The following is a 12,068-nucleotide window of genomic DNA, read 5'->3' on the forward strand; positions in this document are numbered from 1 at the left end:
GACGTCAGGCTCACGACGCGGCCAGCTTCTGCGTGGTGTCGATGAAGTGTTCGAGCTTGGCGCGGGCATCGCCGCTGGCGATCGCCGCACGCGCGGCCTCGATGCCGTGGGCGATGCTGTCGGCCACGCCCGCGACGAACAGCGCCGCGCCTGCATTGAGGCAGACGATGTCGCGCGGAAGCCCCGGCTTGTTGTTCAAGGCTTCGATCAGCATCGCCCTGGATTCGATCGCGTCGTTCACGCGCAGGTTGCGGCTCGCGGCCATGCCGATGCCGAAATCCTCGGGATGCACTTCGTATTCGCGGACCTTGCCGTCGCGCAGCTCGCCGACCAGCGAGGCGGCGCCGAGCGAGAGTTCGTCCATGCCGTCGCGGCCCCAGACCACCAGCGCGCGCTCGGCGCCCAGTTCCTGCAGCACGCGCGCCTGGATGCCGACCAGGTCGGGATGGAACACGCCCATCAGGATGTTCGGCGCGCCCGCCGGATTGGTCAGCGGGCCGAGGATGTTGAAGATGGTGCGCACGCCCATCTCGCGGCGCACCGGCGCGACCACCTTCATCGCCGGATGGTGCATCGGCGCGAACATGAAGCCGATCCCGGTCTGTGCGATGCACTGCGCCACCTGCGCCGGCTGCAGCTCGATCTTCGCGCCCAGCGCTTCGAGCACGTCGGCGCTGCCGGACTTCGACGACACGCTGCGGTTGCCGTGCTTGGCGACCTTCGCGCCTGCGGCGGCGACCACGAACATGCTGGCGGTCGAGATGTTGAAGGTGTGCGCACCGTCGCCGCCGGTGCCGACGATGTCGACCATGTGCTCGCGTTCGCGTACATCGACCTTGTTGGAGAACTCGCGCAGCACCGACGCGGCTGCCGCAATTTCGCCGACGGTTTCCTTCTTGACGCGCAGGCCGGTCAGGATGGCCGAGGTCATCGCAGGCGACACTTCGCCGCGCATGATCTGGCGCATCAGATCGACCATTTCGTCATGGAAGATCTCGCGGTGCTCGATCGTGCGCTGCAGGGCTTCCTGGGGAGTGATGGGCATGCGTGTGATCGTCCGTTCTGCGGGCCGCCGATGGCGGGCGTCCATGATGGCGGCTGCCGGCGCGCCGGACAACCTGCGCCCGGGCCTGCCGGCGGGCGCGGCGCTCAGGCCGCGCGGTCGAGGAAATTCTTGAGCAGCGCGTGGCCGTGCTCGGTGAGGATCGACTCGGGGTGGAACTGCACGCCTTCCACCGGGTGTTCGCGGTGGCGAAGACCCATGATCTCCTCGACCGAGCCGTCGTCGTTCTCGGTCCAGGCCGTCACTTCGAGGTGATCCGGCAGGGTATGCCGGTCGACGACCAGGGAGTGGTAGCGGGTGGCTTCGTAGCGGTCGGGCAGGCCGGCGAACACGCCCTTGCCCTCGTGGCGGATGTGCGAGGTCTTGCCGTGCATGATGCGTCCGGCGCGGACCACGTCGCCGCCGTAGGCCTGGCCGATGCTCTGGTGGCCGAGGCAGACGCCGAGGATGGGGATGCGGTCGCCGAGCTGGCGGATCACGTCCACCGACACCCCGGCTTCGTTCGGGGTGCAGGGGCCGGGCGAGATCACGATGCCGGACGGGTCCAGGGCCTTGATCTCGGCCACCGTCAGCTCGTCGTTGCGGACCACCTTCACGTCCGCGCCCAGCGCCTGCAGGTATTGCACGAGGTTGTAAGTGAAGCTGTCGTAGTTATCGAGCATCAGGATCACGACAGCGGTCTCGCGCAGGTGGGCCGGCCAATTTATCGGCGGGCGCCGGGCTTGGCAATCGCATGCGGCGCCGTACGCCGGGGCGACGGGCCCGCCGGCGCCGCCGCGCCGATCGCGCTCGCGGTCTGCTGCACGCCCCCGGGACGGCCGGTGATCTGGCAGCGGCCGCCGATGTCGAGCACGAAGCCGTTGGTCGTCTCGGACTTCACCGCGACGCAGAACTGGCGATCCGCCGAGACCCAGCGCTCGCCGACCTTGAACATGCTGCCTTCGTTGTTGGCACGGTTGGCCGCCGGCTTGTCCGCGTCCATGCTCCAGGCCGGCTCGCTGCGACCGGTCTGCACCTCGTGGATGATCACCGCGTTGCCGGCGAGGTTGGCTTCGTAGTTGCCGGTGCGCTTGCGCACTTCGACGGTGAAGTAGCGGGTGGTCTGGCCGGGGTAGTTCAGCGTCACCATCTGGATGTTGGACGAACCGGCGAGGCTGGCGCGGTCGACGGTCACGGTCGTGGTGGTGCCGCCGGCGTTGATCGCCAGCTTGCGTGCGGCGGGCACCCAGCCCAGGCGATTGCGCGAGTAGATGTTGATGTGCTTCGGCAGCGTGCCGTAGGTGCCGTTGGACACACCGTTGTTCCAGGCGTCGCTCATCACGTCCCACGGATTGTCGTAGGGGTCGCTGTCGGCGTCGGAGTTGTTCGCATGCGGCAGGCCGTAGGCGTGGCCCATCTCGTGCGACAGCGGCGCGAGGTTGTTGAACGACCACGGCGGATTCCACGTGGTGCTCCAGCACTTGTTGATACCGTCCAGCGTCGAGCAGCGGCCGCCGCCCCAGGCGAAACCGTCGAGGTCGCCGTTGAACATCATGTTGATGCCCTGCACGCCACCGTTCACGGCGAAGTTCACGTCGGGGTCGAAGACGGCGGTGCAGTCGGTGTAGAGCTTGCCCAGGTCGGCCTTGTCCTTGCCGTTGGCGTCCTTGGTCACGTAGTAGCTGCGCGGCTGCGGCAGCGAGCGCCAGCCGTAGGCCTGGCTGCCGGCGAGGTTGATCTGGCCGTAGGACACTTCCTGCCAGTAGTGGTCGAGCTGGCCGATCGCGGTACCGTACTGGCCCTGGAAGAAGGCCTGGTTCTTCTGCTCGGTGGCGATGTCGCTGAACTTGCACATCAGCGTCACCCAGGTGGTGACGCCGGCGATCTTCTCGCCGCCGGCCAGCGCCTTCGCGATGCGGCCGCTGCGCAGATCGGACGACAGCAGGTCGCCAACCGGCACGATGGCCTCGATCCGCCGCGACGGCGCGCCGCCGGCCTTGGCGGCCACCGGCACGGTCGACACCGCGACACGGCGACCGTAGAGGGCGTACAGGTCTTCGGCGGCGCGCAGGGCTTCGGTGGTGTCGAGGGCACGACGCACGCCGGCATCGTCGACCAGCGCGGCCCTGAACTGCATGGTCGGCCGACCGTCCGCCGGGGCACCGGGGCGCAGGTCGCCCCACTCCAGTTCCAGACGGCCGATCATCAACTGCGGCTGGTCGGCGGCGAGGACATCGATCCCGGGCGCGGTGCGACGGGCGGCATCGGCCTGCAGGCCGCAGGCCAGCGCGAGGGAGACGAGGACGAGGGTGCGCAGGGGTCGCATGGAAACTCCGGGAGCGGACAGACGTTGCAGGGGGGCCGGCGGGATCGTACACCGCACCCGGCGGCGGGTACGCGACCGAGGTCCGGTTCCGCCGCCTGCCGGCGCTCCGGGCAGGTGCGCAGGGTAATCTGTTGCGCCCAGCACCCAGGCCCGGCCCGCCCACCATGCCCTACCTCGAACTCTCCCTGCGCTGCAGCGAAGCCGAACAACCGCGCTACGAGAACGCGCTGGAGGATGTCGGCGCGCTGGCGGTGACCCTGCTGGACGCCGATGCCGAAACCCCGAACGAACGGGCGATCCTCGAACCGGGCGTCGGCGAGATGCCGATCTGGGGCGAAGTGGCGCTGTCGGCCCTGTTCGACGCCGAAGCCGACCCGCTGCTGCTGCTCGCCGCGCTGGAAGCCTTCGATCCCGACCTGGACTGGTCCGGCGCCGGCTTCCGCAAGGTCGAGGACCAGGACTGGGAACGCGCCTGGATGGACCAGTACGTGCCGCTGCGCTTCGGCGCGCGCACCTGGATCGTGCCCTGGAACCAGGCGCTGCCCGAAGGCGCGGACGCGGCCGATGCCGCCGTCGTGCGCCTCGATCCCGGCCTGGCCTTCGGCTCCGGCACGCATCCGACCACCTCGCTGTGCCTGCAGTGGCTCGACGGCCTCGCCGCGCAGGGCGAGCTGCAGGGCCGGCAGGTGCTGGACTTCGGCTGCGGCAGCGGCATCCTCGCACTGGCCGCGCTGAAGCTCGGCGCCGCCCAGGCCATCGGCGTCGACAACGACCCGCAGGCCATCGTCGCCACCCGCGACAACGCCGAACGCAACGGCGTGGGTGATCATCTTCAGGTCTTCCTGCCGCAGGACGAGCCGGCGACGCGCTATCCGGTGGTGGTCGCGAACATTCTGGCCTCGGCGCTGGACGCGCTGGCCGACCTGCTCGCCGCGCGCGTCGCCCCCGGCGGGCGCATCGCGCTGTCGGGCATCCTCGTCGGCCAGGAGGACGACCTGCTGGTCCGCTATGGCGCCTGGTTCGACGACCTGCGCGTGGCGCGCGAGGACGATTGGGTGAGGATCGACGGCGTTCGCAGATAAGCACCGTCGAACCTGATGGAATAGGACCATGTTCATCAACTGCCCCTACTGCAAGGCGCTGGTCTCGACCGACCCGGTCACCGACCTGCCGCCCACGCACTGTCCGCATTGCGACAGCCTGCTGCGTCGCGACCCGGAGACTGCGGACGACGTAGCCGAGGTCGCGCCGCTCGACCTGGGCACGCTGCTGGATCCGCGCGCCATCGCCGAAGCGGCCGCCGAGGCGGAAGCCCATGCCGCCGCCCGCGCGGCGGCCGCCATCGAAACGCCGCGCGTCGAGTCACCGGCGGTCGAAGCGACGGATGTCGCGTCCATCCTCGAATCGGTGCGGATCGACGCCGCCCGGCAGACACAGCCATCCGACGACGAAGAGACCGCTGTCGCCGATACGACCGGCGCGACCTCTCCGCCAGCCGACACCCGCGTCCCGCCCGCAGCCGTGCCCATTGCGCCGGCCACTGCAACGACACGCCGCCTGCCCAGCTTCGCGCGCAACGCCGACGGCAGCGCGCGCCCCGCGCGCGAACGCTGGCTGATCGTCGCGGTCATCGCGCTGGCGGTGCTGCTGGTGCTGCAGCTGCTGCTCGCCGATCGCGCACGTCTGGCAGCGAACGCGCAGTGGCGCCCGATGCTGGCCACGCTCTGCAGCGTGCTGCGCTGCGAGTTGCCGCCATGGCGCGAACCCGCCGCGTTCACGCTGCTGCAGCGCGACGTGCGCCAGCATCCGAGCCTGCCCGGCGTACTGCGCGTGTCCGCGACGTTCCGCAACGATGCGCGCTGGCCGCAACCGTGGCCCGGGCTGCAGCTGACGCTCTCCGACATCAACGGCCGCCCCGCCGGCCAGCGTCGCTTCGAAGCGCAGGAATACCTCGGCGGCACGCCGGGCCAGGCGGAACTGGCCAGCGGCGAGAGCGCGACCGTGGCGATGGACATCCTCGAACCGGCGCCGCAGATCGTCGCCTACGACTTCAGGTTCCGCTGACGCCCACATACGGGGCGGAAAGGGCGTCAGGTTCACTTTCCCGCGAGCGTCTCATCCGGACACGGCCTTGCGTGTCGAGGAACTGAACCTGAGCCCGTGATCGGTGCATTGTCCCGCCCGGGACAACGCCGCTCATCGGGCCGCGCGCCGCGACACGCGCTTCCGCAACGCCATGCCGTGGCAGCCGGACCCCGCCCACGCTAGACTCGCTCCCCCGCCATGCGCGGCCACGGATGGATCCGTCGTCCCACCTCCCCCGAGAGCCCGTCCTTGAACGTCGAACGCCACGACTCCGCCGCCCGTTCCGCCCCGCGCACGCCGCTGCGCGAGCATGTCGCGAATTCGGTGCGGCGCTACCTCGGCGACCTCAACGGCTCCGATGCGAACAACCTCTACGAAGTCGCGCTGCGCGAACTGGAAATTCCGCTGTTCGCCGAAGTGCTGAAGCACTGCGACGGCAACCAGAGCCGCGCCGCGACCATGCTGGGCATCCATCGCGCCACCCTGCGCAAGAAGCTCAAGGACTACGGCCTGTCCACCTGACGGCCCGCCTGGCGGCGCGACGCCGCCACGGATCGACGGTCCGCACATACGCCAGCGTGCTGTATCGCGGGACCGGCCCGCCCGACCCGGGCGGCTATAATCGCGGTTTCCCCGCCTCCGCACGCCCCGCCTCCCCATGACCAGCCACCTGCCCAGCGCCCCGGTGACGATCCGCCGCGCGCTGCTGTCCGTGTCCGACAAGACCGGCCTGCTCGAACTCGCCCGCGCCCTCGCCGCCCGCAACGTCGAACTGCTCTCCACCGGCGGCACCGCGAAAGCGATCCGCGACGCCGGCCTGCCGGTGCGCGACGTCAGCGACGTCACCGGCTTCCCGGAAATGATGGACGGCCGGGTGAAGACCCTGCATCCGATGGTGCACGGCGGCCTGCTCGGCCGCGCCGGCATCGACGACGCGGTGATGGCCGAACACGGCATCGGCGCGATCGACCTGCTGGTGCTGAACCTGTATCCGTTCGCCGCGGTCTCCAGCAATCCCGACAGCAGCTTCGAGGACGTGATCGAGAACATCGACATCGGCGGCCCGGCGATGCTGCGCTCCGCCGCGAAGAACTTCGCGCGCGTGACCGTCGCCACCGATCCGGCGCAGTATCCCGCGCTGCTCGCCGAACTCGACGCCAACGACGGCGCGGTCAGCGGCAAGACCCGCTTCGCGCTGGCGGTCGCCGCCTTCAACAACGTCGCGCAGTACGACGCCTTCATCAGCAACCACCTGTCCGCGCTGCTCGACGACGGCAGCCGCGCGCTGTTCCCGGCGCAGAACAACAGCAATTTCGTGAAGGTGATGGACCTGCGCTACGGCGAGAACCCGCACCAGCAGGGCGCGTTCTACCGCGACCTGTGGCCGGTGCCGGGCACGCTGGCGACCTTCACCCAGCTGCAGGGCAAGGAGCTGAGCTACAACAACCTCGCCGACGCCGACGCCGCATGGGAATGCGTCCGCCAGTTCGACGCGCCGGCCTGCGTGATCGTCAAGCACGCCAACCCCTGTGGCGTGGCCCAGGGCACCGGCTGCGCCGATACCTACGAGCGCGCCTACTCCACCGACCCGACCTCGGCCTTCGGCGGCATCATCGCCTTCAACACTCGCCTCGACGGCGCCACCGCGAAGACCATCCTCGACCGCCAGTTCGTCGAAGTGCTGATCGCGCCGGACTACGACGACGAGGCCCTGGCCTACGCGAAGAAGAAGGCGAACGTCCGCGTGCTGCGCATTCCGCACGGCGACGGCCGCAACAACATGGACGTGAAGCGCGTCGGCTCGGGCCTGCTGATGCAGACCGCCGACATCCGCGAAGTCACCGCCGACGAACTCAAGGTCGTGACGAACCTCGCGCCGACCGCCGCGCAGCTCGCCGACCTGCTGTTCGCCTGGCGCGTGGCCAAGTTCGTGAAGTCCAACGCAATTGTTTATGCGAAGGACCTGTGCACGATCGGCGTCGGCGCCGGCCAGATGAGCCGCGTGTACTCCGCGCGCATCGCCGGCATCAAGGCCGCCGACGCCGGCCTGGTCGTCCCCGGCTCGGTGATGGCCAGCGACGCCTTCTTCCCATTCCGCGACGGCATCGACGCCGCCGCCGAAGCCGGGATCAAGGCCGTCATCCAGCCCGGCGGTTCGATGCGTGACCAGGAAGTGATCGACGCCGCGAACGAACACGGCCTGGCCATGGTGTTCACCGGCGTGCGGCATTTCCGTCACTGATGCTGTTCTCCTTCCCCCGCGCGCGGGGGAAGGTCGGAATGGGGGCTCACGCTGAAAGGCTCGACGCCCCCACCCCAGCCCTCCCCCGCTCGCGGGGGAGGGAGCGGATCGGCCAGCAGGTGATGACGTCAACGCGCCATTTACATCATGACTTGCTTGCGTCCGGACGTTCGCTGCATATCGTGGGTCACCGGCCCCGCCGGAAACACGACATGACCACGAACCGCAAGCTCATCAAGACCAACCTCAGAGGCTTCCGCTCCGAAACCACCGAGCGCAACGAGCGCCTGAAGCTCTGGCTCGGATTCATCAGCACCACGCTCGGCACGCTTCTCGCCGCCCTGTCATTGAACTGAGCACGATTCCCGCCGCATGCCCCAGGCCACCACGCTCCCTGCCGGACTGTTGCTCGCCGCTCTGCTCAGCCTCTGCGCATGCAGCGAATCCCCGACGCCTCCCGCCGCGCCATCGCCACCGCGCACCGTGCTCGCGGCGCCGCCCGCGCCAATCCCCACGGCGGTCGAAGACACCAACCTGATCGCCTTCCTCGCCGATGCACTGGGCGAGGAGCCGCGCGACATCCGCCTCGACGACTGGTGGAAGATCACCGCCGGCATACCGGCGGAAACGCAGACCGTCATTCCCGTGCAGCAGCGCATCTGCGCCGACACCGGTCCATCGCCGGGCATCCGCGAGGTCGCGCTGTGCACGCGCTACGCCGGCGCCGAGGCCGAAGATCCAGGCTCGGTCAGCCTGTGGCGCATCGCCCCCGACACCAGCGACACCGGTGCGCGCGGCGTGGCCTACCTCGACGGCATCGACAGCGGTGCGCGCGGCGAACCCGGCAAGGTCGAGATCATCGACATCGGCCCCGCGCGACGCGCCTTCCTGGTGCACTCGCCCGGCGGCGAGGCCGGCCGGATCACGACCGCACGCATGATGCTGTACGCGGCGCAGGGCGACAGCTTCGTCGAACTGCTCGACGTCGCTTCGCTGTGGAGCAACGTCGGCGGCTGCGATGCCGACGTGCCCGGCGACTGCGTGTCGCGCACCTGCACCTTGCAGGCAGGCGGCGGCGTGGACGCCGACGGTTTCCATCCCCTGGGGCTGCACGTGGTGCGCGAAGGCGACACCGGCAGTACCCTGCACATTCCGATCCCGCGCATCGACGGCCGCTACCGGCTGCCCGACGACGCGCTGGGCGAAACCGCCTGCGGTGCGCCATGACGACGCCCCGCATGCTCCCGGCACGGATGCCCGACGCAAGCTTCACAAAGCCTTTCATCCACACGCCACAGGACACCTTTCCCATGCAATCGACCCGCACCTGGGCCCGCATGCTTTCGCTCGCGCTCGCCGTTCTCGCTCTCTCGCTCTCGGCCTGCTCCTCCGATGAGACCAAGGCCTCCGTGATCATCAGCAAGTTCAGGGTCGAATGCCCGGCCCTGCTGAAGACCACCTTCAGCGCCGACCCCACCTTCTCCTCGCTCGGCGACGCATTCACCACCAACCTCAGCAGCGACACCTGCAGCTGCATCGCCACCCGCCTGCGCGCGTTGCCACCGGAAAAGGTGCTCGCGTTCGACCAGACCAAGTCGCCAGCCGAACTCGAAACCCTCATGTCGCCCTGCTCGGCGATCGCGGTGAAGTCGCACATCGGCGAACTGTGCATGGCTGCGGTGAAGCAGATCGGCGGCGATCCGTCGGTCGCCCGCGCGCGTTGCGACTGCGTGCAGCGCAAGACCGACGAGATGGACGACGCGACGGTGGAAAGCACCTTCGCCAACCTCCAGCAGGGCTTCACCAGCATCGCGCAGAGCTGCGCGTCGGCCGGCTGATCCCGCGCCTCCCCCCCCTACTCCATCGGATGCGATCCTCGCCATGAAACTCCTCGTCATCGGCTCCGGCGGCCGCGAACATGCCCTCGCCTGGAAGCTCGCGCAATCGAAGCGCGTCAGCGAAGTCCTCGTCGCGCCGGGCAATGCCGGCACCGCGACCGAAGCCAAGTGCCGCAATGTCGACGTGAAGGCGACCGACCTCGACGGTCTGGTCGCGCTGGTGCGCGCCGAGGGCGTGGCCACGACCGTGGTCGGCCCGGAAGCGCCGCTGGTGGCGGGCGTGGTCGACCGCTTCCGCGCCGAAGGCCTGCGCATCTTCGGGCCGACCGCCGCCGCCGCGCAGTTGGAAGGCAGCAAGGCGTTCGCGAAGGACTTCCTCGCCCGCCACGGCATTCCGACCGCGTACTACGCAGTGCATACGGATGTCGATGCCGCACTGGCCTACATCCGCGACAAAGGTGCGCCGATCGTGGTCAAGGCCGACGGCCTGGCCGCCGGCAAGGGAGTGATCGTGGCGATGACGCTGGAAGATGCCGAGAACGCGGTGCGCGACATGCTCAGCGGCAACGCCTTCGGCAGCGCCGGCTCGCGCGTGGTGATCGAGGAGTTCCTCGACGGCGAGGAGGCCAGCTTCATCTCGATGGTCGATGGCGTCACCGCGCTGCCGATGGCGACCTCGCAGGACCATAAGCGCGTCGGCGACGGCGACACCGGTCCGAACACCGGCGGCATGGGTGCCTACTCGCCAGCGCCGGTGGTCACGCCCGAGGTGCACGCACGGGTGATGCGCGAAGTCGTCGAGCCGACCGTGCGCGGCATGGCCGCCGACGGCGTGCCGTTCACCGGCTTCCTCTACGCCGGCCTGATGATCGACGCCAGCGGCGCGCCGAAGGTGATCGAATTCAACGTGCGCTTCGGCGACCCAGAAACCCAGCCGGTGATGCTGCGCCTCGACTCGGACCTGCTCGACCTGGTCGACGCGGCGATCGACGGCCGCCTGCACGAAGCCGAGGCGCGCTGGAATCCGAAACCGTCGCTCGGCGTGGTGATGGCGGCGGCGAACTACCCCGAAACGCCGAAGACCGGCGACACGATCCACGGCCTGCACGTGCCGGTGCCGGTCGGCGCCAAGGTCTTCCATGCCGGCACCACGCTGGACGCCGACGGCAACGTCGTGACCAGTGGCGGTCGCGTGCTCTGCGTCTGCGCGCTCGGCATCTCGGTCGAAGGTGCGCAGCGCTCGGCGTATGCCGCGCTGTCGAACATCCACTGGGACGGCGAATTCCACCGCAGCGACATCGGCTGGCGCGCGATCGAACGCGAGCGCGGCTGACGCGCATCGCGCCACCGTGAACATGAAACGAAAAGGCCGGCATCGCAGCCGGCCTTTTCGTTTGCGGACGGCTCGAAACGCCTCAGCGCGGCTTCTTCGCCGCTTTGCCGGGCGCGACGTGCCGGGCGAGTTCCTCGATCAGGTTGCGCACGAGCTTGCGCTGCGCGGCGGGCAGCTTGAGGAAGGCTTCGATGGCGAGCTGGTCGTGCGGATTGACCTTCCACTCGCCGCGGGCCTCGCGGACCCGCTTGTCGTCGCCGAACTGCAGCTGCTGCGGTTCGATCGACAGCATGCGCGCCAGGGCGCGCAGGTTGGCCTGGCGCGGCATCGCGCGGCCGTTGAGCCAGCCGGACACCGCCTGCTGGGACACGGGCTCGCCGCCGAAGCGGGCGAGCAGCCGGACCAGTTCGGCGGGACTTTCGCTCATGCCGGCCTGGCGCAGGCCTGCGCGCAGTCGTTCGCTGAAAGCGTCTTGTTCGGTTTTCATGGCGCGACGTTAGGCCGGCGCCACGCCCGATGTGAAAATCGCTGTTGTCGATCACAGACAATCCATGTTTCGAGACAACAGACTGCTGCCACGCATTCACGCAGGTTTCACAACCTGTCAGATGGATCAGGGTCGCAGTCGTGATGCATGTCCAGATCACGGCGACGACACCGCAGGACACGCGCAGACGACCATACTCCGCCGTGCAGTCGCGATCACCGCTGCCCTGCACTCATGGCTTGCGCCCGTTCGCCGCCGATTTCACGAATTCGTCGATCAGGTGCCGCAGCAGCTTGCGCTGCGCGGTCGGCAACTGCAGGAACGCCTCGATCGCCAGCTGATCGCGCGGATCCAGCCGCCATTCGCCCTTGCCCTCACGCACGCGCCTGGCGTCGTCGCCGTACTGGAGCTGCTGCGGCTCCATCGACAGCATCTTCGCCAGCGCCCTCAGATTGGCCTGCCTTGGCATCGCGCGCCCCTTCAGCCAGCCGGAGACGGCTTGCTGCGAGACCGGCTCCCCGCCGAATCGGGCCAGCAGTCGCACCAGTTCGACGGGACTCTCCCCGAGGCCCGCCCGTTGCAGGGCAGCGCGCAGCCGTTCGCTGAACGCGACTTGTTCATTCCTCATCACCTGACGTTAGGCCGGTGCACGCCGGCATTGGAAATTTATGATTTGTACAGTATCAAACTTTTTGTTACGGTGCAGGCCCACATC

At 69.0% G+C, this 12,068-nt stretch carries 13 protein-coding genes; 8 read left to right on the forward strand and 5 right to left on the reverse strand.

The genetic code is table 11. The annotated features are described in order from the left end of the window. Nucleotides 1-10: 10 nt before the first annotated feature. The 3 genes from trpD to ACFQ0E_RS01015 all read right to left on the reverse strand — a co-directional run bounded on the left by trpD (nt 11) and on the right by ACFQ0E_RS01015 (nt 3,368). Entirely contained in the window at nt 11-1,045 is a 1,035-nt protein-coding gene (gene trpD, locus ACFQ0E_RS01005; protein ID WP_386821843.1) for an anthranilate phosphoribosyltransferase, read from the reverse strand. A 104-nt stretch (nt 1,046-1,149) separates the two neighbouring features. Further along, nucleotides 1,150-1,734, reverse strand: coding sequence for an anthranilate synthase component II (locus ACFQ0E_RS01010; protein ID WP_386821844.1), 585 nt, complete (start codon nt 1,732-1,734; stop codon nt 1,150-1,152). 32 nt (nt 1,735-1,766) lie between these two features. Beyond that, the gene (locus ACFQ0E_RS01015) at nt 1,767-3,368 is read right to left on the reverse strand and encodes a hypothetical protein (RefSeq protein WP_386821845.1); all 1,602 of its coding nucleotides are present in this window, start codon (nt 3,366-3,368) and stop codon (nt 1,767-1,769) included. Between the two features lie 164 nt (nt 3,369-3,532). Here ACFQ0E_RS01015 and prmA point away from each other — a divergent pair, with 164 nt between their 5' ends. The 8 genes from prmA to purD all read left to right on the forward strand — a co-directional run bounded on the left by prmA (nt 3,533) and on the right by purD (nt 10,866). Continuing rightward, entirely contained in the window at nt 3,533-4,450 is a 918-nt protein-coding gene (prmA, locus tag ACFQ0E_RS01020) for a 50S ribosomal protein L11 methyltransferase (protein WP_386821846.1), read from the forward strand. A gap of 28 nt (nt 4,451-4,478) precedes the next feature. Beyond that, nucleotides 4,479-5,432, forward strand: a complete 954-nt coding sequence (locus ACFQ0E_RS01025; protein WP_386821847.1) for a DUF3426 domain-containing protein — start codon at nt 4,479-4,481, stop codon at nt 5,430-5,432. A 270-nt stretch (nt 5,433-5,702) separates the two neighbouring features. Then, the gene (gene fis, locus ACFQ0E_RS01030) at nt 5,703-5,975 is read left to right on the forward strand and encodes a DNA-binding transcriptional regulator Fis (protein ID WP_386821848.1); all 273 of its coding nucleotides are present in this window, start codon (nt 5,703-5,705) and stop codon (nt 5,973-5,975) included. Between the two features lie 136 nt (nt 5,976-6,111). Continuing rightward, nucleotides 6,112-7,695, forward strand: a complete 1,584-nt coding sequence (gene purH / locus ACFQ0E_RS01035) for a bifunctional phosphoribosylaminoimidazolecarboxamide formyltransferase/IMP cyclohydrolase (protein ID WP_386821849.1) — start codon at nt 6,112-6,114, stop codon at nt 7,693-7,695. Nucleotides 7,696-7,907: 212 nt separating this feature from the next. Then, nucleotides 7,908-8,051, forward strand: a complete 144-nt coding sequence (locus ACFQ0E_RS01040; RefSeq protein WP_386821850.1) for a hypothetical protein — start codon at nt 7,908-7,910, stop codon at nt 8,049-8,051. 16 nt (nt 8,052-8,067) lie between these two features. Next, nucleotides 8,068-8,922 carry a hypothetical protein gene (locus ACFQ0E_RS01045; RefSeq protein WP_386821851.1) on the forward strand — a complete coding sequence of 285 codons (855 nt, stop codon included), beginning with the start codon at nt 8,068-8,070 and terminating at the stop codon, nt 8,920-8,922. A gap of 83 nt (nt 8,923-9,005) precedes the next feature. Continuing rightward, entirely contained in the window at nt 9,006-9,533 is a 528-nt protein-coding gene (locus ACFQ0E_RS01050) for a hypothetical protein (protein WP_386821852.1), read from the forward strand. A 43-nt stretch (nt 9,534-9,576) separates the two neighbouring features. Continuing rightward, nucleotides 9,577-10,866 (forward strand): phosphoribosylamine--glycine ligase, encoded by a 1,290-nt coding sequence (gene purD / locus ACFQ0E_RS01055; protein ID WP_386821853.1) that lies wholly within the window; start codon nt 9,577-9,579, stop codon nt 10,864-10,866. 82 nt (nt 10,867-10,948) lie between these two features. Here purD and ACFQ0E_RS01060 read toward each other — a convergent pair whose 3' ends face one another. Both ACFQ0E_RS01060 and ACFQ0E_RS01065 read right to left on the reverse strand, forming a co-directional pair. Then, on the reverse strand, nt 10,949-11,353 hold the full coding sequence (locus ACFQ0E_RS01060; protein ID WP_137850261.1) for a helix-turn-helix domain-containing protein: 405 nt from the start codon (nt 11,351-11,353) through the stop codon (nt 10,949-10,951). Between the two features lie 232 nt (nt 11,354-11,585). Next, nucleotides 11,586-11,981: a helix-turn-helix domain-containing protein gene (locus ACFQ0E_RS01065; protein ID WP_137850262.1), complete on the reverse strand. Its 396-nt coding sequence runs from the start codon at nt 11,979-11,981 to the stop codon at nt 11,586-11,588. Nucleotides 11,982-12,068 lie beyond the last annotated feature (87 nt).

It is taken from the genome of Lysobacter brunescens, from assembly GCF_042677005.1.
Taxonomy (GTDB): domain Bacteria; phylum Pseudomonadota; class Gammaproteobacteria; order Xanthomonadales; family Xanthomonadaceae; genus Lysobacter_I; species Lysobacter_I brunescens.

Bases quoted from the DNA above. Each gene is read 5' to 3' on its own strand.
- ACFQ0E_RS01040 (WP_386821850.1), top strand. From the start codon at position 7,908: ATGACCACGAACCGCAAGCTCATCAAGACCAACCTCAGAGGCTTCCGC.
- ACFQ0E_RS01060 (WP_137850261.1), bottom strand. From the start codon at position 11,353: ATGAAAACCGAACAAGACGCTTTCAGCGAACGACTGCGCGCAGGCCTG.
- ACFQ0E_RS01025 (WP_386821847.1), top strand. From the start codon at position 4,479: ATGTTCATCAACTGCCCCTACTGCAAGGCGCTGGTCTCGACCGACCCG.
- ACFQ0E_RS01050 (WP_386821852.1), top strand. From the start codon at position 9,006: ATGCAATCGACCCGCACCTGGGCCCGCATGCTTTCGCTCGCGCTCGCC.
- ACFQ0E_RS01015 (WP_386821845.1), bottom strand. From the start codon at position 3,368: ATGCGACCCCTGCGCACCCTCGTCCTCGTCTCCCTCGCGCTGGCCTGC.
- ACFQ0E_RS01045 (WP_386821851.1), top strand. From the start codon at position 8,068: ATGCCCCAGGCCACCACGCTCCCTGCCGGACTGTTGCTCGCCGCTCTG.
- prmA (WP_386821846.1), top strand. From the start codon at position 3,533: ATGCCCTACCTCGAACTCTCCCTGCGCTGCAGCGAAGCCGAACAACCG.
- purH (WP_386821849.1), top strand. From the start codon at position 6,112: ATGACCAGCCACCTGCCCAGCGCCCCGGTGACGATCCGCCGCGCGCTG.
- trpD (WP_386821843.1), bottom strand. From the start codon at position 1,045: ATGCCCATCACTCCCCAGGAAGCCCTGCAGCGCACGATCGAGCACCGC.
- ACFQ0E_RS01065 (WP_137850262.1), bottom strand. From the start codon at position 11,981: ATGAGGAATGAACAAGTCGCGTTCAGCGAACGGCTGCGCGCTGCCCTG.
- purD (WP_386821853.1), top strand. From the start codon at position 9,577: ATGAAACTCCTCGTCATCGGCTCCGGCGGCCGCGAACATGCCCTCGCC.